18 protein-coding genes are annotated in these 22,133 nt (G+C 61.7%); 9 read left to right on the forward strand and 9 right to left on the reverse strand.

What is annotated here, in order from left to right:
• Positions 1-12 precede the first annotated feature (12 nt).
• From BN1132_RS06765 to ccoN, 9 genes are all read right to left on the reverse strand, one after another.
• A complete protein-coding gene (locus tag BN1132_RS06765; RefSeq protein WP_042076225.1) occupies positions 13-768 on the reverse strand; it encodes an FNR family transcription factor in 756 nt (251 codons plus the stop codon).
• 68 nt (positions 769-836) lie between these two features.
• A complete protein-coding gene (locus BN1132_RS06770; RefSeq protein WP_042076226.1) occupies positions 837-1,523 on the reverse strand; it encodes a sulfite exporter TauE/SafE family protein in 687 nt (228 codons plus the stop codon).
• Complete coding sequence (ccoS, locus tag BN1132_RS06775) at positions 1,507-1,707, reverse strand: cbb3-type cytochrome oxidase assembly protein CcoS (RefSeq protein WP_042076228.1); 201 nt, start codon at positions 1,705-1,707, stop codon at positions 1,507-1,509. Before ccoS ends, BN1132_RS06770 begins: the two co-directional genes overlap by 17 nt.
• 131 nt (positions 1,708-1,838) lie before the next feature.
• Positions 1,839-4,235, reverse strand: coding sequence for a heavy metal translocating P-type ATPase (locus tag BN1132_RS06780; RefSeq protein ID WP_042076325.1), 2,397 nt, complete (start codon positions 4,233-4,235; stop codon positions 1,839-1,841).
• A gap of 88 nt (positions 4,236-4,323) precedes the next feature.
• Positions 4,324-4,812, reverse strand: a complete 489-nt coding sequence (locus BN1132_RS06785; protein WP_042076229.1) for a FixH family protein — start codon at positions 4,810-4,812, stop codon at positions 4,324-4,326.
• A 125-nt stretch (positions 4,813-4,937) separates the two neighbouring features.
• A complete protein-coding gene (gene ccoP / locus BN1132_RS06790) occupies positions 4,938-5,915 on the reverse strand; it encodes a cytochrome-c oxidase, cbb3-type subunit III (protein ID WP_042076230.1) in 978 nt (325 codons plus the stop codon).
• Complete coding sequence (locus BN1132_RS06795) at positions 5,915-6,094, reverse strand: CcoQ/FixQ family Cbb3-type cytochrome c oxidase assembly chaperone (RefSeq protein WP_042076232.1); 180 nt, start codon at positions 6,092-6,094, stop codon at positions 5,915-5,917. Before BN1132_RS06795 ends, ccoP begins: the two co-directional genes overlap by 1 nt.
• 11 nt (positions 6,095-6,105) lie before the next feature.
• The gene (gene ccoO, locus BN1132_RS06800) at positions 6,106-6,720 is read right to left on the reverse strand and encodes a cytochrome-c oxidase, cbb3-type subunit II (protein ID WP_042076233.1); all 615 of its coding nucleotides are present in this window, start codon (positions 6,718-6,720) and stop codon (positions 6,106-6,108) included.
• Positions 6,721-6,738: 18 nt separating this feature from the next.
• Entirely contained in the window at positions 6,739-8,163 is a 1,425-nt protein-coding gene (gene ccoN / locus BN1132_RS06805; protein WP_042076236.1) for a cytochrome-c oxidase, cbb3-type subunit I, read from the reverse strand.
• Between the two features lie 279 nt (positions 8,164-8,442).
• Between ccoN and BN1132_RS06810 the strand changes: the two genes are divergently transcribed.
• The 9 genes from BN1132_RS06810 (at position 8,443) to BN1132_RS06850 (ending at position 22,104) form a co-directional block, all read left to right on the forward strand.
• Positions 8,443-8,901: a hypothetical protein gene (locus BN1132_RS06810; protein ID WP_042076237.1), complete on the forward strand. Its 459-nt coding sequence runs from the start codon at positions 8,443-8,445 to the stop codon at positions 8,899-8,901.
• 111 nt (positions 8,902-9,012) lie between these two features.
• A complete protein-coding gene (locus BN1132_RS06815) occupies positions 9,013-9,471 on the forward strand; it encodes a GAF domain-containing protein (RefSeq protein ID WP_042076238.1) in 459 nt (152 codons plus the stop codon).
• 102 nt (positions 9,472-9,573) lie between these two features.
• Positions 9,574-10,218 (forward strand): RNA chaperone ProQ, encoded by a 645-nt coding sequence (gene proQ / locus BN1132_RS06820; RefSeq protein WP_042076240.1) that lies wholly within the window; start codon positions 9,574-9,576, stop codon positions 10,216-10,218.
• Positions 10,219-10,226: 8 nt separating this feature from the next.
• Complete coding sequence (gene prc, locus BN1132_RS06825) at positions 10,227-12,242, forward strand: carboxy terminal-processing peptidase (protein WP_042076241.1); 2,016 nt, start codon at positions 10,227-10,229, stop codon at positions 12,240-12,242.
• A gap of 138 nt (positions 12,243-12,380) precedes the next feature.
• Positions 12,381-15,002, forward strand: coding sequence for an aminopeptidase N (pepN, locus tag BN1132_RS06830; RefSeq protein WP_042076243.1), 2,622 nt, complete (start codon positions 12,381-12,383; stop codon positions 15,000-15,002).
• Between the two features lie 72 nt (positions 15,003-15,074).
• The gene (locus BN1132_RS06835) at positions 15,075-15,296 is read left to right on the forward strand and encodes a DUF2835 family protein (RefSeq protein WP_042076245.1); all 222 of its coding nucleotides are present in this window, start codon (positions 15,075-15,077) and stop codon (positions 15,294-15,296) included.
• A 274-nt stretch (positions 15,297-15,570) separates the two neighbouring features.
• Positions 15,571-20,412 carry an NAD-glutamate dehydrogenase gene (locus tag BN1132_RS06840; protein WP_042076247.1) on the forward strand — a complete coding sequence of 1,614 codons (4,842 nt, stop codon included), beginning with the start codon at positions 15,571-15,573 and terminating at the stop codon, positions 20,410-20,412.
• Between the two features lie 59 nt (positions 20,413-20,471).
• Positions 20,472-21,482 (forward strand): quinone-dependent dihydroorotate dehydrogenase, encoded by a 1,011-nt coding sequence (gene pyrD / locus BN1132_RS06845; RefSeq protein ID WP_042076248.1) that lies wholly within the window; start codon positions 20,472-20,474, stop codon positions 21,480-21,482.
• Positions 21,483-21,567: 85 nt separating this feature from the next.
• On the forward strand, positions 21,568-22,104 hold the full coding sequence (locus BN1132_RS06850) for a cell division protein ZapC (RefSeq protein WP_042076249.1): 537 nt from the start codon (positions 21,568-21,570) through the stop codon (positions 22,102-22,104).
• The last annotated feature ends 29 nt before the right edge of the window (positions 22,105-22,133 follow it).

Raw genomic sequence — 22,133 nt, forward strand, 5'->3', positions numbered from 1 at the left:
GGGCGGGGGAAATCAGCCGCAGGGGGGACGGGTAGCGCCGGCCATGACGCCGAGGGCCACGTGATCCAGCACGGTAATGTACTTGCCCTTGACGCTGATGAGCCCTGACTTCTGGAAGCGGCCGAGCAGACGGCTGATGGTCTCGACGGTGAGGCCGAGGTAGTTGCCGATGTCGCCCCGGGTCATGGAGAGGCGGAACTCCTTGGCGGAGAAGCCGCGCTCGGAGAAGCGCACCGACAGGTTGTGCAGGAAGGCGGCGAGGCGCTCCTCGGCGTTCTTCTTGGAGAGCAGCAGGATCATCTCCTGATCCCCCATGATCTCGTTGCTCATCAGGCGCATGATCTGCTGGCGCAGCTTGGGCATCTTGCCGGAGAGATCGTCGAGCACGTCGAACGGAATTTCGCACACCATGGCGGTTTCCAGCGCCTGGGCGAAGGAGGGGTGTGCCTGCTTGTGGATGGCGTCGAAACCGACCAGATCGCCGGCGAGGTGGAAGGCGGTGATCTGCTCGTCACCCTGCTCGGTGATGGTGTATGACTTGATGGTCCCGGAACGGATGGCGTAGAGCGACTTCAGCTCGTCACCGGCCTTGAACAACTCTTCGCCCTTCTGGATCGGCTTCTTGCGCTCGATGATGCTGTCCAGCTGATCGAGCTCGTTGTCGTTCAGGGTGAAGGGGATGCAGAGCTGGCTGATGCTGCAATCCTGGCAATGAATTGCACAGCCACCGCTCTGAATACGTCTGCCAGGTTTCTTGTCCGGGATCATAGGCTCAAATGAATAATTGATTTATATCAAACAAGTTTACCACCATCTCATCCGTTTTGGATAGGGTTTCAAAAGGACGCCAGCCCGATCCAGAGGGTATGAAGTCCGTATGCCATGAGCAGCAAGGCGCCGCCCAGGCGCAGGCTGCGCAGGGTCAGCCAGTAACGCAGCCGATCAGCAAGCCCCCCCAGGGCAAACAGGGTTGGCAGGGTGCCGAGGCCGAAAAAGAGCATAATGAGTGCCCCGCCACCGGCCGAGCCTGCCGCCGCGCTCCAGGTCAGCATGGAGTAGACCAGGCCGCAGGGCAGCCAGCCCCATACCATGCCAAAGGGAAGGGCCTGCCAGGCCGATGTGAAGGGGATGAACTTGCCCGCCAGCGGCTTGATATGGGGCCATAGTCTGGCGCCCATGCGCTCCAGCAGCAGCACACCCTGCCACCAGCCGGCCAGATAGAGGCCGAGCGCTATCATCAGCAGGGCCGCAATGAGACGCAGCCCTGCCAGGGCGTGCCTGCCCGCACCCAGCTCGCTGGTGGTGGCCAGCAGCCCCCCCACCAGGGCGCCGGCGATCACGTAACTCAGGATCCGGCCGAGGTTGTAGTTGAGCAGATAGCCGAGCCGGCCCCAGAAGTGCTGCTTCCGGGCGGGAATGGCCATGGAGAGCGCGGCCGAGACGCCGCCGCACATGCCGATGCAGTGACCGGATCCCGCCAGCCCCACCAGCAGGGCCCCCATCAGATCAAGGCTGGCGGTCATGATGCTTGCCATCCTCCTCTGGCGTCTTCTCCCGGGGGGCCGGCTGCTCCTCGTCAAACAGGATGTTGGAGCCCTGCCTGTCGAGATCCTCGAACTGCTCGGAGCGGATGGCCCAGAAGAAGACCACGCCCGCGATGATGACGAACAGGATGGCGATGGGGATGAGGATGAAGATGATGTTCATGATCTCTACCTTGGTGAAGAAGTCGCTTTGACGACTCGGCTCATGTTAACCCCGTTCAGGCCCAGAACCAGCCGCCATCGGCGAGAAATGTGGCCTGCCACGCAGGCAGGCCGTTCAATCCATGGCCGGGATCAGCGATTGAGCCGCATGGAGTTGGTGACCACGATGAGGGAGCTTAAGGACATGCCTGCCGCCGCGAGATAGGGGGGCAGCCAGCCGCTCGCCGCCAGCGGCAGTACCAGCAGGTTGTAACCGATGGACCAGGCAAAGTTCTCCTTGATGATCTTGCGGGTGCGCAGCGCCAGGGTGCGGGCGGCCAGCAGGCGGGAGAGATCGTCCGCCAGCAGGATGGCGTCGGCGCTGTTCTTCGCCAGATCCGTGCCTCCCGCCATGGCGAAGGAGGCGTGGGCACCGGCCAGCACAGGGGCATCGTTGATGCCGTCCCCCACCATGATGCTGATATCCCCGGCCGCCTCCCGGGCCTTGAGGTACGCCAGCTTGCCATCCGGGGTGACCCCCTTGACCAGCTCGTCGACTCCCAGCTCCCGGGCCAGCCTGTCGCTCTGGGCCGAGCCGTCACCGGTGAGTATGGTGGTCTGGAGACCGGCGGCCTGGAAGGCCTGGATCAGCGCCCTGGCATCCGGACGCAAGGTATCCGCGAGCACAAAGCGGGCCAAGGGCCCGTGCTCGTCGGCCAGGTAGATGGCCAACCCTTGTGCGGCATCCTCGTCATCAGCCAGCCCGATCCAGCGGGCGCTGCCGAGGCGATAAGGCTTGCCCGCTATCTTGCCCTCTATGCCGTGACCGATGACGGGAGTGACGTCGCTTGCAGCCGGCAGCACCCCGTCCACCACGGGCTGGCTGCGAAACGCGCGGGCGATGGGGTGTTCGGAGTAGGCCTCCAGGGCCTGGGCGATGGCCAGACACTGTGCCTCGTCGAGCTCGGCCAGCGTCCGAGTCTGCACCAGGCTGATGTTGCCCGTGGTCAGGGTGCCCGTCTTGTCCATCACCACCCGGTTGGCCTTGGTCAAGATGTCCAGCACATGGCCGCGGCGCAGCAAGATGCCGCTGCGGGTGAGATGGGCGGTGGCCGAGGTGAGCGCGGTCGGGGTGGCCAGCGACAGGGCGCAGGGGCAGGTCGCCACCAGCACCGCCAGAGTGACCCAGAAGGCGCGCTCGGGGGCGTGGAAGTGCCAGAAGGTCCAGACCAAGGCGGCAATCACCAGCAGCACCAGGATAAAGTGGCGGGATAGCACGTCTGCCAGCTGGGCGATGGCGGGTTTGTCGTCCAGCGCGTGATCCTGCAGGCGCATGATCTGGGCGAGGCGCGACTCCTCGATGGGGTGGCTGACCCGGATCTCCAGCGGCGCGTCCGTGTTGATGGTGCCGGCGTAGACGGGATCCCCCGCCTGCTTGAGCAGCGGCAACTGCTCGCCGGTCAGCATGGCCTCGTTGAGGCTGGCCTGACCCTGGAGAATGAGGCCGTCTGCAGGCAGGGTGGCGCCGGCCAGCACCCGGACCCTGTCTCCGATCCGCAGCGTCTTGGCCGCCACCTCGCGCTCGCCATCGTCGTCGATCCGGGTGGCCATGACGGGGACCAGGCGCGCCAAGTTGGAGCTGGACTCCGACGCCTTGCGCCTGGCTCTCAGCTCGAGCAGGCGCCCCAGCAGCAGAAAGAAGACGAACATGGTGATGGAGTCGTAATAGACCTCGCCGGTGTTGAAGACGGTGGCCCAGAGGGAGGCGACGAAGGCTCCGATGAGGGCCAGCGACACCGAGACGTCCATGGAGAGGTGGCCCTGCTTCAGGCTGCGCCAGGCCCCCTGGTAGAAGGGCTGGGCCGAGTAGATCATGATGGGGGTGGAGAGCAGCAGGCTTATCCACTTGAAGTAGATCATGAACTCCTCCTCCACGCTGATGAAGAGGTCCATGTAGAGCGCCACGGCGCACATCATCACCTGCATGGAGCCGAGGCCGGCCAGCGCCATGCGGAACATGTAGCTGCGCACCTCGCGGGCGTAGAGCGCCTCCTGGCTGTGGGTCTGGAAGGGGTAGGCGCGGTAGCCTATCTTGGCGAAGCCCTTGAGGATGTCGCTCAAGCTAAGCCTGTCCGGATCCCACTTGATGCGGGCGCGGTGGGTGGTGGTGTTGACGTTGACATAGTGCAGGCCAGAGAGCTTGCTCAAGTGGCGCTCGATAAGCCAGGCGCAGGCGGCGCAGGTCAGCCCCTCCACGGTGAGCTGGATCTCCCGCATTCGCTGGCTCCCCGTGCCCGTCTCGGTGACGAACTCCTGTTGCACCTCGGCAAGATCATAATGGGTGAGGGCGGCCAGCTCGCTCGGCACCAGCTCCCCCTTGCTGCCCGGTGCGGTGCGGTGTTCGTAGTAACTGGCGAGGCCGCACTCGAGAATGGTCTGCGCCACGGCTTGGCAACCGGGGCAGCACATGGGCTGGACTATGCCTTTGATCTCTAGGGTAAAGTGACTGTCAGTGGGAACCGGTTCACCACAGTGAAAACAGCCGGTCATGGGCATGATCCCTCTTTGCAGCAGCCCTCGTGGGCAAGATAAGGGAGGAGGCGCGCATGCCGGGAGACGGCTGCTGCTCCTCCATGGTTCAACGTCCCTTGGGATCGAGTTCGACGGGGGCCCGGGTCGGCAGTTGTGTCGTCTCCTGCAGGCGCCATTCATGATTGAAGGCGTCGACCCGGACATGCCATTTGCCGGTGACGGGTTTCTCCAGCAGCAGGCGATAGACGCCGTTGCCGTCGGCCGTCAGCAGGTGTTCGCTGTCCAGGCCCGCCAGGGTCGGATGAAACAGGGAGAGGCGCAGCGCCTGGCCGGGGGGAATGTCTCCCGACAGGGGTTTCAGGGTCAGCTCCTTGTCGCTGACCGAGAGGGCGATGCGGATGCCGAGGGCCTCGGCGCGATCGAACTTGCTGAGATCCTGGTTGATCTCCTTGCCCTGCTTGTAATAGTCCTCCGCCACCAGGTTGACACCGTCCTGGCTGGCGATGATGGCGGTGGCGATGCTGCCGATGACGGCGGCGCAGGGGAGGGCGATGATGAACCAGGGCCAGAATTGGCGATACCAGGGTTGGGACATGGTGTTACCGAAACCTATGATTAACAAGATGGAGGCTTTTCAGCCAACACAAGATAACAAAAAGCCTCGAAGAGTCGAGGCTTTTTGCTGAGTAATCACGTGCTTATCACATGTTACTGCTTATGTTACTGCGCCTGGTGGGACAAACTATAGACATAGGATGCCAGCAGGTGGACCTTGTCTTCACCCAGGATATCCTTCCAGGCCGGCATCACGCCGTGACGCCCGTGGGTGATGGTCTGCTCGACCACCTGACGGGAGCCGCCGTAGAGCCAGGTGTTGTTGGTGAGATCCGGCGCCCCGAAGGCGATGCCGCCCTTGGCATCCGGGCCGTGGCAGGCGGCGCACATGGCAAAGCGCGCCTCACCCTTCTTGGCTTCCACTAGATCCACCTTGCGGCCGGAGAGGCTCAGCACGTAGGAGGCCACCTCCTTCACCCCGTCCTGACCCAGGATCTCGCCCCAGGCGGCCATGACCCCCTGACGACCGCCCATGATGGTGGTCTTGATCTGGTCGGGCTGGCCACCCCACTGCCATTCGCTGTCGGTCAGGTTCGGGAAGCCGCGACCACCGCGGGCATCGGAGCCGTGGCACTGGGAGCAGTTCTGCAGGAACAGGCGTTGACCCACCTTCAGGGCTTCAGGATCCTTGGCGATCTCGGTGATCTCCTTGTAGTTCTTGCCGTCCGCCTGATAGGTCAGCTCGCGGAACTTGGCGCCATAGACCTCGTCGGCCTTGGCAAGCTCACGGTCGTATTCCACCGCGCGCCCTTCGGCCTTGGCAGACTCGGCTGCAGCCTTGGACTCGGCCAGCGAGCGAACGTCCTGGTTGGAGCTCTGCCAGCCCAGCAGACCCTTGAAATTGCCAAGGCCCGGGAAGGCGAGCAGGTAGATGAGCCCGGTGACGATGAAGAAGAGGAACATATAGGACCACCACTTCGGCAACGGGTTGTTGATCTCCTCGATGCCGTCGAAGGCGTGGCCCATGGGCTTGCCCTCTTCGGTTCCCATCTTGTCTCTCATGCACCAGGCCAGCAGCAGGAAGCAGCCGAGAATGGTGCCAAGACTGATGACGGTCACAAAAATGCTAAACAGAGTGCTCATTATTGCTTCGCTCCTGCGTTCTTGTTATCAGCACTGGGTTGCTCGTCGTCGGCAAAGACCAGGTTGGCGGCCTCGTCGAAGGAGGCCTTGCGGCGCTTGCTGTAGGCCCAGACGATGATGCCGATCATGATGGCCATCAACAGCAGGGTGTACAGGCCGCGGAAGGTGCCGTAATCCATATTTCGACTCCTTATTTCAGGGCATGACCCAGTGATTGCAGATAGGCCACCAGGGCATCCAGCTCCGTCTTGCCCTTGACCGCGTCGCCCGCGCCCTGGATATCGGCATCCGTGTAGGGCACGCCGAAGTGATCCCGGAACAGGGCCAGCTTCTTGCCGGTCAGCTCGCCGCTCAGCACGTTGGTCTCGAGCCAGGGGAAGGCAGGCATGTTGGACTCGGGCACCACGTCGCGCGGGTTGATGAGGTGGGCACGGTGCCAGTCATCGGAGTAGCGGCCACCGACCCGGGCCAGATCCGGACCGGTACGCTTGGAGCCCCACAGGAAGGGGTGCTCCCACACGCTCTCGCCGGCGACCGAGTAGTGGCCGTAGCGCTCGGTTTCGGCGCGGAACGGGCGGATCATCTGGCTGTGGCAGACGTTGCACCCTTCGCGGATGAAGATGTCGCGCCCTTCCATCTGCAGGGCGGTGTAGGGCTTGAGGCCCTCCACCGGCTCAGTAGTCTGCTTCTGGAAGAACAGCGGGGTGATCTCGACCAGGCCCCCCAGGCTGATGGCAAAGATGATGCCGACCACCAGCATGGGAACGCTCTTTTCAAAAATTTCGTGACGGTTGTTGTTGCTCATGCGTTAGACCCCTTCAAATCAGGCTGGCTGTGCGACGGGTTCCAGGGAACCCTTGGGCGCAGTGACGGTGCGATAGGCGTTGTAGGCCATCAGCAGCATGCCGGTGACGAAGAAGCAGCCACCCAGGAAGCGCACGAAGTAGAAGGGATAAGAGGCCTGCAATGCCTCCACGAAGCTGTAGGTCAGGGTGCCGTCGTCGTTGACCGCACGCCACATCAGACCCTGCATCACCCCGGAAATCCACATGGCGACGATGTAGAGCACGGTGCCCACGGTCGCCAGCCAGAAGTGGACGTTGATGAGCTTGATGCTGTACATGCGGCCCTGGCCGAACAGGTTCGGGATCAGGTGATACACGGCGCCGATGGACACCATGGCAACCCAGCCCAGGGCACCGGAGTGAACGTGACCTATGGTCCAGTCGGTGTAGTGGGAGAGGGCGTTGACCGTCTTGATCGCCATCATGGGGCCTTCGAAGGTGGACATGCCGTAGAAGGACAGGGACACGATCAGGAAGCGCAGTATGGGGTCATAGCGCAGCTTGTGCCAGGCACCCGACAGGGTCATGATGCCGTTGATCATGCCGCCCCAGGAGGGGACGAACAGGATGAGGGACATCACCATGCCCAGCGACTGGGCCCAGTCGGGCAGGGCGGTGTAGTGCAGGTGGTGCGGACCGGCCCAGATATAGAGGGAGATCAGCGCCCAGAAGTGCACGATGGAGAGGCGGTAGGAGTAGACAGGGCGGCCCGCCTGCTTGGGCACGAAGTAGTACATCATCCCAAGGAAGCCTGCGGTCAGCAGGAAGCCCACCGCGTTGTGGCCATACCACCACTGCACCATGGCATCCATGGCGCCGGAGTACATGGAGTAGGACTTCATGCCGGACAGCGGCACTTCCATGTTGTTGACGATGTGCAGCACGGCCACCGTGATGATGAAGGCACCGAAGAACCAGTTCGCCACATAGATGTGGGAGGTGGTGCGCTTGGCCAGTGTGCCAAAGAAGACGATGGCGTAGCTGACCCAGACCACGGCGATGGCGATGTCGATAGGCCACTCCAGTTCGGCGTACTCCTTGGAGGTGGTGTACCCGAGCGGGAGGGAGATGGCGGCCGAGAGGATGATCGCCTGCCAGCCCCAGAATACGAAGGAGGCGAGCGGGCCACCGAACAGTCGGGTCTGGCAGGTGCGCTGCACCACGTAGAAGGAGGTGGCCATCAGCGCGCTCACGCCAAACGCGAAGATGACCGCGTTGGTGTGCAGGGGACGCAGGCGACTGTAGGTCAGCCAGGGGGTATCGAAGTTGAGGGCAGGCCAGATCAACTGGGCTGCAATCAGTACACCCACCGACATACCGACAATTCCCCAGACGATCGTCATGACGGTGAACTGGCGCACAACGGTGTAGTTGTACTCAGGGTGGTTTGTTGTATGGCTCATCGTTGTATTCCGCTTCCGATGCTGTTGTTTGTCGTGCCCGGTGTGCTGGGCCATTTTCACCCCTGTTTTGCAAAATCCTCTCGTTAACATCTGTTAATAAAAGGAAAAGCAAAAGGTGGTTAAATGAAAATTCATTGAGAATGATACTGAAGTGACCAGTAAAATAACAGTACAAACAGTGATATATTTGGCTCCAGCGGGTCTGGTGTCCGCCAGTTTTTACCTTGCGCCAGATCACGAAAATCGCATTTTCAAAGTACCTTACAGGGCTGTTTTTTCATGAAAGAGAGACTCACTTCACGCAAAATCGGGCACTTGACCTTGGTGCTGGCCATTTTGCTCTCCCTGATGGCTTATCGGACCTGGTTTTCGGGCCCCCAAAGCGCGAAATCGGAGGAAACAAATGATCAGATTTGTGATCTGTCCCACAGCCCCTGCCCCCTGCTTGTCGGCGATGCCCCCCTGACGGTCAGTGTCGTCGGCCTGCCGATCCGTCCTGAACATGACTTTGTCTTGCGCCTTCAGGGAGGTAATCCGGCCATCACACCGGTCACATCCTGGCTGGAGGGAAAGGAGATGTTCATGGGACGGATCCCGGTGCAATTTGAGGCCGGCAGCGGGGGCTGGCAGGGAACGACCCAGGTGGGGAGCTGCACCACGGAGACCATGGACTGGTTGCTCACCATCGAGTGGAGCAATGGCCAGCGCCAGCAGCTGGCGCTTTCCGTCGCCCGCTGACCGGAGAGAACCTCAGGTGCCCCGGGAGGGGGGAGAAGTGAAAATTGATTTGAATTTTTCAGGCAGGACGGTACCTTGCATTCACTATCAAGGAGTGAAGCTCATTTAATCATGACTGAAAAACAAGCATTTTATCGCACCCTCAACCAGCAGGCCCAGGCATTGCTGGAGGGGGAGCCCGATCTGATCGCCACCCTGGCGAACCTCTCCGCCCTGCTCAACCAGGAGCTGACCGACATCAACTGGGTCGGCTTCTACCTGCTGCAGGGGGAGACCCTGGTGCTGGGGCCCTTCCAGGGCAAGCCCGCCTGCGTGCGCATTCCGGTCGGGCGTGGCGTCTGTGGCACCGCGGTCGCCGAGGGCAGAACCCAGCTGGTGGACGACGTGCACCAGTTTGCGGGTCACATCGCCTGTGACGGTGCCAGCAATTCGGAAATCGTGATCCCCCTTCGCCGCGCAGGCGAGATCATCGGGGTGCTGGATATCGATAGCCCAATCTTTAACCGTTTCGACGAGCAGGACCGCATCGGCCTCGAAGAAACGGTGCAAATTTTGGAAAGCATGCTCTAAGTCATTGCTAGATGGTTCGCAAAAGGTCCCAAGCTCTCTATAATGGGGCCTTTGTTGTGTTCGGGGCTGCCCCGTGCGTCTATATGAAAGCCAAGGTTATACATGGAAAACACTGAAAAGCTGAAGAACAGTAAAGAGATCGTCGCCTACCTGGTCGAGAAATTCCCGGCCTGCTTCATCGCCGAAGGAGAGGCCAAGCCGCTCAAGATTGGCATCTTCCAGGATCTGGCTGCGCGTCTTGCCGACGACGAGAGAGTCTCCAAGACCATGCTGCGCTCTGCTCTGCGTCAATACACCTCCAGCTGGCGTTACCTGCATGGCCTCAAGGCTGGCCAGGCCCGTGTCGATCTGGACGGCAACCCGGGTGAACTGCTGACCGAAGAGCACATCGAACACGCCAAGCAGGCCCTCAAGGAGAGCAAGGAGCGTGTCTTTGCCAGCCGCCGCACCAACACCAAAGAGAAGGAAGACAAGCCCAAGCAGCCTCGTCGTCCCGCTCCGCGCAAGGCTGAGGCCGCTGCCAAATCCGGCAAGCCGAAAGTGGCGCCCAAGGCGGCTCCCGTTGCCGACGAAGCCCCTCTGGTCAAGGTGGATGCCGCGACCCTGAAAGTGGAACAGGGGGTGCGCGTCGTGCTCGGCAAGTCTCCCGTGCCTGCCACCATCAAGGAAGTGACCAAGGATGACGTACAGGTTCAATTGCAGACCGGCATGATGTTGCGGGTCAAGTTCGAGCATCTGGTTCTCTAAGGAGACGAATGTTGAAGCATGGCGTGATTCGTTTTTCCCTCGTTGCCTGTAGCCTGGCGCTTGCCGGGCTCGCACAGGCCATCGAGCCGGTGCTCAAGGAAAGTGATTTGCCTGTGTTGGCTCAGGAGAGCCAACATGCTACGGCCAGCAAGCGAATTGCCAATCTGTTTACCCGCTCCCACTACAAACAGTTCAAGCTGGACGATGCCTTTTCCTCCGTGGTTTTCGACAAGTACCTGGAGAATCTGGACTACAGCCGCAACCTGTTTCTGGCCTCTGACATCAGCCGTTTTGAAAAGTACCGTACCGGCTTTGACACCGACCTCGAGAGAGGGCGGCTGGCGCCGGCCTACGAGATGTTCAACCTGAGTCAGCAGCGGCGTTACGAGCGGTTTGAATACGCCCTCAAACTGCTCGACACTCCCTTCGATTTTACCCAGCAGGACGACTACGTCTTCGATCGGGAAGGGGCCCCCTGGCCCAAGGATGAAGCCGAGCTCGACGAGCTGTGGCGCCAGCGGGTCAAGTTCGATGCCCTGAGCCTCAAGCTCAGCGGCAAGGAGTGGCCCGAGATCAAGGAGCTGCTTGGCAAGCGTTACAACAACGCCATCAAGCGGATGTCCCAGACCGAGAGCGAGGACGTGTTCCAGCTCTTCATGAACTCCTTCGCCCGTGCCATCGAGCCGCATACCAGCTACCTGTCGCCGCGCAGCGCCGATCGCTTCAACACCGAGATGAACCTCTCGCTGGAAGGGATCGGGGCCGTGCTGCAGGCGGAAGATGACTTCACCGTCATCCGCTCCCTGGTGCCGGGCGGCCCGGCGGCCAAGTCCAACCACCTGAAGCCCGATGACAAGATCACCGGGGTGGGGCAGGACGACGGCAAGATCGTCGATGTGATCGGCTGGCGTCTGGACGACGTGGTCGAGCTCATTAAGGGCCCGAAAGGCAGCAAGGTGAAGCTGGAGATCCAGCGCGGCAAGGGCGCCAGCGCCAAGACTGAGCTGGTGGAGCTGACCCGCGACAAGGTGCGCCTGGAAGACAGGGCCGCCAAGTCCAAGGTGATCACCGCCGAAGGCAAGAAGATAGGGGTGCTCGAGATCCCGAGCTTCTACGTCAACCTGCACGACGACGTGATCAAGGAGCTCTCCAGCCTCAACAAGCAGAAGATCGACGGTCTCATCGTGGATCTGCGCGGCAACGGCGGCGGTGCCCTGACGGAAGCCTCGGCCCTGAGCGGTCTCTTCTTCACGAGCGGTCCCGTGGTACAGATCCGTGATCACATGGGTCGCATCACCGTCAACGGCGACGACGACGGCAATGTCTATTACGGCGGCCCCATGTCGGTGATGATCGACCGCTACAGCGCCTCGGCCTCCGAGATCTTCGCCGCCGCCATGCAGGACTACGGCCGCGCCCTGATCCTCGGCGAGAACTCGTTCGGCAAGGGCACGGTGCAGCAGCATCGCAGCCTGGCCAAGGTCTACGACTTCTACGAGCAGCCGCTCGGTCACGTGCAGTACACCATCGCCAAGTTCTACCGCATCGACGGCGGCAGTACCCAGAACAAGGGGGTGGCACCGGACATCGCCTTCCCCACGGCGGTGGCGCCGGACGAGACGGGGGAGAGCCGCGAGTTCAACGCCCTGCCCTGGGACAAGATCGCCTCGGCCAGCTACGAGCGGCTGGGTGACTTCTCCCGCCTGCTGCCCAGGTTGAAGACGGCCCACGAGGCGCGGATCGCCAAGGATCCCGAGTTCGCCTACGTGCTGCAGGACATCAAGGAGTATCAGGTGGACAAGGACAAGAAGTCGGTCTCCCTGAATGAAGCCGTGCGGCTGGACGAGCAGGCCACGCAGGACGAGAAGGCGCTGGTGCGAGCCAACGAGCGACTGGCCCGTCTTGGCAAGCCGGCGGTGAAGAGCCTGGATGAGCTGCCCACCGACTTCGAGGCGCCCGACGAGTATCAGGTCGAAGCGGCGAACATCACCGCGGATCTGGCGACCCTCAGCAAGCAGGGCTGATCCTCGGCAGCGGTATCCGCAGTCTACAAGGGCGACGTTGGTCGCCCTTTCTTTTGCCTGAATGCAAACTATTTGACCCTGCCGATCCGTTGTGACAGCCTCTGACACGTCGATAACAAAGCGTGGAAGCACACAATAATGACCGATCACTCCCAGGCCATGACGGCCAAATACCGCCAGGACTACCGGGCGCCCCTCTACTGGTGCGACAGCATCGATCTCGATTTCCAGTTGCAGGAGCCCCTGACCCGGGTCACCGCCATCTCCCGACTGCGTCGCAGCGGCGATCACAACGAACCCCTGGTGCTGGACGGCGAGGGACTCACCCTCGTCAGCGTCAGCGTGGACGGCGTGCCCTATCAGCAATACGAGCAGGGAGAGGGCAGTCTGACCCTGTTCAACCTGCCGGCCGAGTGCGTGCTGACCCTGGTCACCGACATCGATCCCGCCGCCAACACGGCGCTGGAGGGGCTCTACAAGTCCGGCGACGCCTACTGCACCCAGTGCGAGGCGGAGGGCTTTCGTCGCATCACCTATTACATGGACAGGCCGGACATCCTGGCCCGTTACAGCACCCGCATCAGCGCCGACAAGGCCAAGTACCCCTATCTGCTCTCCAACGGCAACAAGGTGGCGAGCGGCGATCTGGAGGGTGGCCGCCACTTCGTGCAGTGGCAGGATCCCTTCCCCAAGCCCAGCTACCTGTTTGCCCTGGTGGCCGGTGACTTCGACGTGGAGCGCAACCATTACGTCACCCGGAGCGGTCGCAAGGTAGCCCTCGAGATCTTCGTGGACAAGGGCAACCTGGACCGCGCCGGTTTCGCCATGGAGAGCCTCATCAAGTCCATGCGCTGGGACGAACAGCGCTTCGGCCTCGAGTATGACCTCGACATCTACATGATCGTGGCGGTGGACTTCTTCAACATGGGCGCCATGGAGAACAAGGGGCTCAACATCTTCAACTCCAAGTTCGTGCTGGCCAACCCGGCCACCGCCACCGACGCCGACTACCACGGCATCGAGCGGGTGATCGCCCACGAATACTTCCACAACTGGACCGGCAACCGCGTCACCTGCCGCGACTGGTTCCAGCTCAGCCTGAAAGAGGGGCTGACGGTGTTCCGGGATCAGGAGTTCTCCTCCGATCTGGGTTCGCGCGGCGTCAACCGCATCAACAACGTGCGCACTGTGCGCGGCCCGCAGTTTGCCGAAGACGCGGGCCCCATGGCGCACCCCATCCGCCCGGATGTGGTGATCGAGATGAACAACTTCTACACCCTGACCGTCTATGAGAAGGGCTCGGAAGTGATCCGCATGATGCATACCCTGCTGGGCGAGGCCGCCTTCCAGGCAGGGATGAAGCTCTATTTCGAGCGCCACGATGGCTCGGCCGCCACCTGCGACGACTTCGTGCAGGCGATGGAAGACGCCTCCGGGGTGGATCTCGGCCGCTTCCGCCGCTGGTACAGCCAGTCCGGCACCCCTGAGCTGACCGTGACCGACGAGTACGATGCCGCCAGCGGCGTCTACCGCCTCCATGTGCGTCAGCACACCCCACCGACCCAGGATCAGCCGCAAAAGCTGCCGCTGCATATTCCGCTCGATATCGAGCTGTACGATGAGCAAGGGGCCGTGATCCCGCTGCAGTATCAGGGCAAGGCCATCGGCAATGTGCTGAACGTGCTGGAAGAAGAGCAGACCTTCGTGTTCGATCGGGTACCGGTCAAGCCGGTGCCCTCATTGCTGCGGGACTTCTCGGCGCCGGTCAAGCTGCACTTTGATTACAGCGACGAGGCGCTCGCCTTCCTGATGCGCCATGCCCGCAACGAGTTTGCCCGCTGGGACGCGGCCCAGATGCTGGTCAACAAGGCGGTGATCGCCGGGGTGGCCCGGGTGCAGCAGGGGCAGGAGGTGCAACTCTCCGGGGCGCTGCTCGGTGCCTTCGTCGCCATCTTCGACGACGCCGCGCTGGACCCGGCCCTCAAGGCGGAGATCCTGGCGCTGCCGGGGGAGGCGACCCTGGCCGAGCTGTTCGAGGTGGCGGACATCGACGCCATCCATCGGGTGCGCAATGCCATCCATGACCAACTGGCCGAGGCCTTCGGTGCCCGGCTGGCCAGCACCTATGAGGGGCAGCGCCTGACGGGCTATCGGGTGACCCATGCCGACACCGCCAGGCGTGCCCTCAAGGCCGTGGTGCTCGGCTATCTGGCGGCCCTGGATCCAGAGCAGGCCGATGCCCTGGTGCGGGAGCAGTACCAGGGGGCTGACAATATGACCGACACCCTGGCGGCCTTGCAGGTGGCCAACGCTCATCTGCTGCCATGTCGCGCCGCACTGATGGCCGACTTCGAAGGCAAGTGGGCCCATGACGGCCTGGTGCTGGACAACTGGCTGCGTCTGGTGGGCAGCAAGCCCGCCGCCGATGTGCTCGGCGACGTGAAGCAGGCGATGGCGCACCCCACCTTCAGCATCCGCAACCCGAACCGGCTGCGGGCGCTCATCGGCAGTTTCGCCACGAACCAGGTACAGTTCCACGCCGTGGACGGCAGCGGTTACCGCTTCCTGACCGATCTCCTGATCGAGCTCAACGAGGTCAATCCCCAGGTGGCGTCCCGCCTCATCACCCCGCTCATCCAGTTCAAGCGGCTTGACGAGGGGCGCAAGGCGCTCATTCGCACCGAGCTGACCCGTCTGGCCAGGCTGGACGGGCTGGCGCGGGATCTGTTCGAGAAGGTGAGCAAGGCGCTGGCGCAGTAAGCCCATCGGCAGCGGGCAGGGGAGCCAGGCTCTCCTGCCCGTTTTTCATGACTATTGCCGGGAGGAGGGAAAATGCGGCAATACACCTTTCGGCTGGCCCTCGGGCGCGACGAGATCATGCTGATGTACCAGGGGCACGTCAGGCGGCTGGTGGTGCGCACCGAGCAGGGGCTGACCCTGGAGCTGGGGTTGGAGAAGCTGCGCGGCTTCGTGTCGGACAGCGGTGTATACGGCTACTTTCGGCTGAAAACCCAGGACGATCATCGCTTCATTTCTCTGGAACGCATAAATTAACAAAAGTTGAACATTATTCCGGGTAAATATCTGCTTTAAGTCACTATCTATCCGGTAAATTCCTCAGCATCCAGTGTGATTTTCTAAAATTTGCCAACTTGGCAAAATTTATCACAACCCAAGCCGTGATCTGCCCCTTGTTTTTAACATCTCGTTATCACCTTTGCTCGCCTTCCTCGATCCAAGCCATTACACTTCGCTGCAACTCTGTACCGGTGGGCATCCTGGGTGGATGTCGCCGTGTCTGTGATGTCGTCCGATAAGGAAACTAGCAATGGCATTGAAAGACGCCCCTACCTCAGTTCTGCTCGAAAACGTTCTCAGCCTGGTCCATCAGAAATTGCCCAAAAACAGCGCTTCCCTGGTCGAATGCTTCGTTGCCAAGTTCTACGGCAACATGGCGAGCACCGATCTGCACGATCGCAATGACAGCGATCTCTATGGCGCCGCCCTCAGCCTGTGGAATGCGCTCAACCTGCGCACCGGCACCGATCCCTACATCCGGGTCTACAACCCTGAGCTGACTCGCCACGGATGGCAGTCTCCCCATACCATCGTCGAGATCATCCTGCAGGATTCCCCCTTCCTGGTTGACTCCATCCGCATGGCCCTCAAGCGTCGCGGCATCACGGCGCACATGATGCTGCACCAGCCGCTGCACCTGATCCGCAGCGAGGGAGGCAAGATTGGCGCCATCCTGGATCTGGACAACACGGCGTCCCAGACCTCGGTGGAGACCGCCTTCCTCATCGAGATCGATCACCTGACCGAGGAGGAGGAGATGGAGGCCCTGACCGCCGAGCTCAACTCGGTGGCACGGGAAGTGGCCCTGGCGGTCGGGGACTGGCAGCCCATGCTGGCGCGCCTGAACGAGATCATCGAGGAGCTGCCCAAGCGCAAGCACCCGGTCAGCCAGGCCGAGGTGGACTCCTGTGTCGCCTTCCTCAAATGGGTCGCCGCCCACAACTTCACCCTGATGGGCTATCGTCGCTACGACGTCAAGGCGGTGGAGGGGGATCACGAGATCCTGCCCCGGCCCGAGTCCAGCCTGGGCCTGATGAAGAACTCCATCAAGGACGAGGGGCAGCGCCTGGGCACCATGCCGGCCAGCGCCCGCCACGCGGCCCTGAGCTCCTCCTTGCTGATCCTCACCAAGTCCAACAGCAAGTCCAGGGTGCACCGCCCGGCCTACGTGGACTACATCGGCATCAAGCGTTTCGACGAGCACGGCAAGGTGGTGGGGGAGGATCGCTTCATCGGTCTGTATGCCTCCTCCATCTACAACACCAGTGCCACCCAGATCCCCCTCATCAGTCACCGCCTCGAGCGCATCATGGCCGCCTCCGGCTTTGAAACGGGCTCCCACGCCTACAAGGCGCTGCTGAACGTGCTGGAAACCTACCCGCGCGACGAGCTGATCCAGGCCCGGGAAGAGGAGCTGCTGGCCACCGGTCTCGGGGTGCTGGAGATGCAGGAGCGCGACATGCTGCGCCTGTTCGTGCGCCGGGATGTCTACGGCCGTTTCTTCTCCTGCATGGTCTACGTCACCAAGGAGCGCTACAACACGGCGCTGCGCATCAAGACCCAACAGATACTGCAGAAATATTTCGGCAGCAGCGAGGAGGTGGAGTTCAACGTCTACTTCACCGAGGGCGTGCTGGCACGGACCCACTACATAGTGCGGGTCAACAACAACAACGTGGATGTGGATGTGAACGAAGTACAGAACAACCTGATCGAAGCCGCCCGCAGCTGGGATGACCGCCTGGACTCCGTGCTGCTCTCCCACTATGGCGAGGCCCGCGGCAACGAGCTGCGCCGTCGCTTCAGCACCGCCTTCCCCCGCGCCTACAAGGAAGACGTGCTGCCGGGCTCCGCCGTCGCCGACATCATGGCCCTCGACGGCCTGAGCGAGGCCGAGCCGCTGGGCATGTTGTTCTATCGCGCCCAGGAGGAGGAGAACGATCGCCGGGTACGCCTCAAGCTGTTCCACCGCGCCGAACCCATCCATCTCTCCGACGTCCTGCCCATGCTGGAAAACATGGGGCTGCGAGTCATCGGCGAGACCCCGTACCAGGTGCGCACCCCTACCGGCGAGGTGTTCTGGATCCTGGACTTCTCCATGCTGCTGCGCGGCGATCAACCGTTCGATCTGGAGCAGAGTCAGCAGCGCTTCCAGCAGGCCTTCGCCGCCATCTGGAACAAGCAACTGGAAGATGACGGCTTCAACCGTCTGGTGCTGGGGGCCGGTCTCAGCGGCCGCCAGGTCTCGGTGCTGCGTGCCTATGCCAAATACATGCGCCAGACCGGTGTCTCCTTCAGCCAGTCCTACATCGAGGAGACCCTGACCCGTTATCCGGATATCGCCGAGCTGCTGTTCACCCTGTTCGAGCAGCGCCTGGACCCTGCCGGCAAGCAGGACGCCAAGGTACAGGCCAAGCTGCACGAGCAGCTCGCCGCCAAGCTGGATCAGGTGGCGAACCTGGACGACGATCGCATCATCCGCCGTTATGTGGAGATGATCGACGCCACCCTGCGCACCAACTACTACCAGCTGGACAAGGAGGGCAAGATCAAGCCCTACATCTCCTTCAAGCTGGCGCCTTCCAGCATCACCGACATGCCGCTGCCGCTGCCGAAGTTCGAGATCTTCGTCTATTCCCCGCGGGTGGAAGGGGTGCACCTGCGCTGGGGCAAGGTGGCCCGTGGCGGCCTGCGCTGGTCCGATCGCAAGGAGGACTTCCGTACCGAGGTGCTGGGTCTGGTGAAGGCGCAGCAGGTGAAGAACACCGTCATCGTGCCGGTCGGCGCCAAGGGCGGCTTCTACTGCAAGCAGATGCCGGCGGGCGCACCCCGTGCCGTCATCCAGGAAGAGGGCAAGGCCTGCTACCGCCTGTTCATCCGCGGCCTGCTCGATGTGACCGACAACATCATCGGCGGCGAGGTGATCCCGCCGAAATCCGTGGTGCGTCACGACGAGGATGACTACTACCTGGTGGTGGCTGCCGACAAGGGCACCGCCACCTTCTCCGACATCGCCAACGAAATCAGCCTGGAATACGGCCACTGGCTCGGCGATGCGTTCGCCTCCGGCGGCTCGGTCGGCTACGACCACAAGAAGATGGGCATCACCGCACGCGGTGCATGGGAGTCGGTCAAGCGTCACTTCCGCGAGATCGGCGTCAACTGCCAGACCACGGACTTCACCTGCGTCGGCATCGGCGACATGGCGGGGGACGTGTTCGGCAACGGCATGCTGCTCTCCGAGCACACCCGGCTGGTGGGCGCCTTCAACCACATGCACATCTTTGTCGACCCGACCCCGGATGCGGCCAGAAGCTTCGTCGAGCGCCAGCGCCTGTTCGAACTGCCGGGCTCGAGCTGGGATGACTACAACCGTGAGCTGATATCGCAAGGGGGCGGCATCTTCCTGCGCTCCGCCAAGTCCATCAAGCTGAGTCCCGAGATGCAGACCCTGCTCGGCACCGACAAGGCCAGCATGGCCCCGAACGAGCTGATCAAGGCCCTGCTCTGCCTCAACGTGGACCTGCTGTGGAACGGCGGCATCGGCACCTATGTGAAGAGCGCTCGCGAGAGCGATGCAGATGTCGGGGATCGCAGCAACGACGTGCTGCGGGTCAACGGCCGCGATCTGCGTGCCCGCATCGTGGGCGAGGGGGGCAACCTCGGCTTCACCCAGCTTGGCCGGGTGGAGTACGCGAGCCAGGGTGGCCGCATCAACACCGACTTCACCGACAACGTGGGCGGGGTGGACTGCTCCGACAACGAGGTGAACATCAAGATCCTGCTCAACCAATTGGTGGCAGCCGGCGATCTGACCCTCAAGCAGCGCAACCAGATGCTCTACGAGATGACGGATGCGGTGGCGCAAGTCGTCATCACCAACGCCTACCGCCAGTCCCAGTCCATCTCGGTCACCGCCTTCCGTGGCGCCGAGCAGCTCAAGGAGCAGCAGCGCTTCATCCAGGGGCTGGAGCGCGAAGGCAAGCTGGACCGCGCCCTCGAGTTCCTGCCCTCCGACGAGGAGCTCTCCGAGCGGATGGCGGCGGGGCAGGGGCTGACCCGGCCCGAGCTGGCCGTGCTGGTGGCCTACGGCAAGATGGTGCTCAAGGAGCAGCTCAACTGCCCGGAAGTGACCGAGGAGCCCTTCCTCGCCAACATGCTGGTCACCAGCTTCCCGGCCCAGCTGCAGCAGCAGTTTGGGGCGGCACTGGCCCAGCATCCGCTGCGGGGCGAGATCATCGCGACCCGGGTGGCCAACATGCTGGTCAACGACATGGGGCTCAACTTCGCCAGCCGTATGAAGGACGAGACCGGTGCCTCGGTAGCGGAAGTGGCCTGCTGCTTCGCCATGGCCCGGGAGGTGTTTGGCCTCGGCACCCTGTGGCGCGACATCGAAGCCTGTGACAACCTGGTAGACGCCAACACCCAGCTCGAGCTGATGTTCTACAGCCGTCGCATCGTGCGCCGTGCCACCCGCTGGTTCCTGCGTGCCCGCAACCGCAGCTGGAGCATCGGCGAAAACATCGCCTTCTTCCGTCCGGCCTTCGAGACCCTGGGGGAGCACCTCTACGAGGTGATGGACGAGAGCGAAGTGGCCGAGCACAGACAGGCGGTCGCCGCCCTGATGGCCAAGCAGGTGCCGGAGGCCATCGCCCGTCAGGTGGCGCACATGAGCAGTCTCTTCTCCTGCCTGGATCTGGCGCAGATCGCCGCGGAGCACAAGACCGACATCCTGCGCGCCGCCAACGTCTACTACCGTCTCGGTGCCAAGCTGGATCTGCACTGGTTCCTCGAGCAAATCAACCACCAGCCGGTGGGCAACCACTGGCAGGCGATGGCGCGGGCCTCCTTCCGCGAGGATCTGGACTGGCAGCAGCGCAGCCTCACTTCCGTGGTACTGGAAGGGTGCAAAGAGCAGGGGGAATGCGCTACCATACTGGCCGACTGGATTTCGGAGCATGAGCAGCTCTTGTCCCGTTGGACCCACATGTTGGCCGACTTCAAGACCACCAGCACCCACGAGTTCGCCAAGTTCTCCGTGGCCTTGCGAGAGTTGAACCTGCTCCAGTTGAATTGCCGAACTTCGATATAACGTTTATTGGCATCATCAAAGCCCCGGCCAGTCGCCGGGGCTTTTTTTAAGGAGCAAGCATGCTGTACCCCCTCGCCAGGCATTTCCTGTTCAAGCTCAATCCGGAACAGGCCCACGATCTCTCCATCAAATATTTGCCCCGCCTTCTCGGTACACCGCTCGATTGTTTCTTCCGCCATTCACTGCCCCAACGCCCCGTCACCTGCATGGGGCTTAATTTTGCCAATCCGGTCGGTCTGGCGGCCGGGCTGGACAAGGATGGCGAGTGCATCGATGCCTTTGGGGCCATGGGATTTGGCTTTATTGAAGTCGGTACCGTGACCCCCAGACCCCAGAGCGGCAATGATAAGCCGCGCCTGTTCCGGGTTATTCCAGCAGAGGGGATCATCAACCGGATGGGATTCAACAACAAGGGGGTCGATCATCTGGTCGCCCGGGTACGGGAAGCCAAATATCAGGGCGTCATCGGCATCAATATCGGTAAGAACAAGGATACGCCCATCGAGCAGGGCAAGGACGATTACCTGATCTGCATGGACAAGGTGTATGACCATGCCGGTTATATTGCGGTCAATATCTCCTCGCCAAACACCCCGGGTCTGCGTCAATTGCAATACGGCGATGCATTGGATGAATTGCTGGCCGCATTGAAACAGCGCCAACAGGAGCTGGCGGAAAAATATAAAAAGTATGTGCCGCTGGCCGTTAAAATTGCCCCCGACTTGAGCCAGGATGAAATTAACCAGGTGGCGGCCTCCCTGATCAAAAACGGCATCGATGGGGTCATCGCCACCAATACCACCCTCGAGCGCGACATGATTTATGACATGCCCCATGCCGGTGAAGCGGGGGGACTCAGCGGCCGTCCGCTCCAGCACAAGAGCACCGAAGTGATCCGTCAGCTGGCCAAGGCCCTCGATGGTGCACTGCCCATCATAGGGGTAGGGGGCATCGACAGCGCCATGGCGGCCCGGGAGAAACTGGCGGCGGGTGCCACCCTGGTCCAGATTTACAGCGGTTTTATTTATAAGGGGCCGAGCCTGGTGAAAGAGATCGTCACCAATATATAAAAAATAACCGGCGGCCCTTATTTAACGTTGCTCAAATTCTCGACATGGAATAAAGTCGAGGGACGGCTTAGATAAGGGCTCCACCATGTGCATCCAACCCAATGATAATTGGCAGTGGCATTATGACGCTCAGGATGATCGTCTGATGCTGGATTTATCCGATCGCATGATATTTGCCACCGAATATAAAGGTCGGCAACTCGTCCCCAGCTCCTTCACCACCCAGCCTTTTTGCGTGGACGATGCCGCCCTCTATTACCAGTTGATGGACAAAGCCGCCGAACTCGATTGGAGTGTGCCCCATCAGGTTCAGCTGGTACTCAATGCCATCGCCGTCAGCCGCTTTTATAAACCCTTGATGCCACAAAGCTGGTTCTTTCATGAACAGCAGACTCACTTTATTCCGGATATGGGCGCCCTGGTGTGGATGGAGACTCCCCATGGCCGGGGGGAATTCATGGTCATCGAAGCCGGCGAGCAGGCCAGCGTCTGTCTGAATCTGACCGAGGAACTGGTGCTGACCACCAGCAAGACGCTGCCACGGTTTGCCGTGATCAAGGTGATGAATAACCGGATGCAATCCAGAGTCCGGGTGCAGGCACAATATCGCCACGTCAGCTGACCTCGAATATTGCGAGCGTAGCAGGTTGA

It is taken from the genome of Aeromonas sanarellii (genome assembly GCF_000820085.1).
Taxonomy (GTDB): Bacteria; Pseudomonadota; Gammaproteobacteria; order Enterobacterales; family Aeromonadaceae; genus Aeromonas; species Aeromonas sanarellii.

What these genes read in the sequence shown, in the direction of transcription:
- BN1132_RS06765 (WP_042076225.1), bottom strand. Translation starts at nt 768, where the DNA reads ATGATCCCGGACAAGAAACCTGGCAGACGTATTCAGAGCGGTGGCTGT.
- BN1132_RS06770 (WP_042076226.1), bottom strand. Translation starts at nt 1,523, where the DNA reads ATGACCGCCAGCCTTGATCTGATGGGGGCCCTGCTGGTGGGGCTGGCG.
- ccoS (WP_042076228.1), bottom strand. Translation starts at nt 1,707, where the DNA reads ATGAACATCATCTTCATCCTCATCCCCATCGCCATCCTGTTCGTCATC.
- BN1132_RS06780 (WP_042076325.1), bottom strand. Translation starts at nt 4,235, where the DNA reads ATGACCGGCTGTTTTCACTGTGGTGAACCGGTTCCCACTGACAGTCAC.
- BN1132_RS06785 (WP_042076229.1), bottom strand. Translation starts at nt 4,812, where the DNA reads ATGTCCCAACCCTGGTATCGCCAATTCTGGCCCTGGTTCATCATCGCC.
- ccoP (WP_042076230.1), bottom strand. Translation starts at nt 5,915, where the DNA reads ATGAGCACTCTGTTTAGCATTTTTGTGACCGTCATCAGTCTTGGCACC.
- BN1132_RS06795 (WP_042076232.1), bottom strand. Translation starts at nt 6,094, where the DNA reads ATGGATTACGGCACCTTCCGCGGCCTGTACACCCTGCTGTTGATGGCC.
- ccoO (WP_042076233.1), bottom strand. Translation starts at nt 6,720, where the DNA reads ATGAGCAACAACAACCGTCACGAAATTTTTGAAAAGAGCGTTCCCATG.
- ccoN (WP_042076236.1), bottom strand. Translation starts at nt 8,163, where the DNA reads ATGAGCCATACAACAAACCACCCTGAGTACAACTACACCGTTGTGCGC.
- BN1132_RS06810 (WP_042076237.1), top strand. Translation starts at nt 8,443, where the DNA reads ATGAAAGAGAGACTCACTTCACGCAAAATCGGGCACTTGACCTTGGTG.
- BN1132_RS06815 (WP_042076238.1), top strand. Translation starts at nt 9,013, where the DNA reads ATGACTGAAAAACAAGCATTTTATCGCACCCTCAACCAGCAGGCCCAG.
- proQ (WP_042076240.1), top strand. Translation starts at nt 9,574, where the DNA reads ATGGAAAACACTGAAAAGCTGAAGAACAGTAAAGAGATCGTCGCCTAC.
- prc (WP_042076241.1), top strand. Translation starts at nt 10,227, where the DNA reads ATGTTGAAGCATGGCGTGATTCGTTTTTCCCTCGTTGCCTGTAGCCTG.
- pepN (WP_042076243.1), top strand. Translation starts at nt 12,381, where the DNA reads ATGACCGATCACTCCCAGGCCATGACGGCCAAATACCGCCAGGACTAC.
- BN1132_RS06835 (WP_042076245.1), top strand. Translation starts at nt 15,075, where the DNA reads ATGCGGCAATACACCTTTCGGCTGGCCCTCGGGCGCGACGAGATCATG.
- BN1132_RS06840 (WP_042076247.1), top strand. Translation starts at nt 15,571, where the DNA reads ATGGCATTGAAAGACGCCCCTACCTCAGTTCTGCTCGAAAACGTTCTC.
- pyrD (WP_042076248.1), top strand. Translation starts at nt 20,472, where the DNA reads ATGCTGTACCCCCTCGCCAGGCATTTCCTGTTCAAGCTCAATCCGGAA.
- BN1132_RS06850 (WP_042076249.1), top strand. Translation starts at nt 21,568, where the DNA reads ATGTGCATCCAACCCAATGATAATTGGCAGTGGCATTATGACGCTCAG.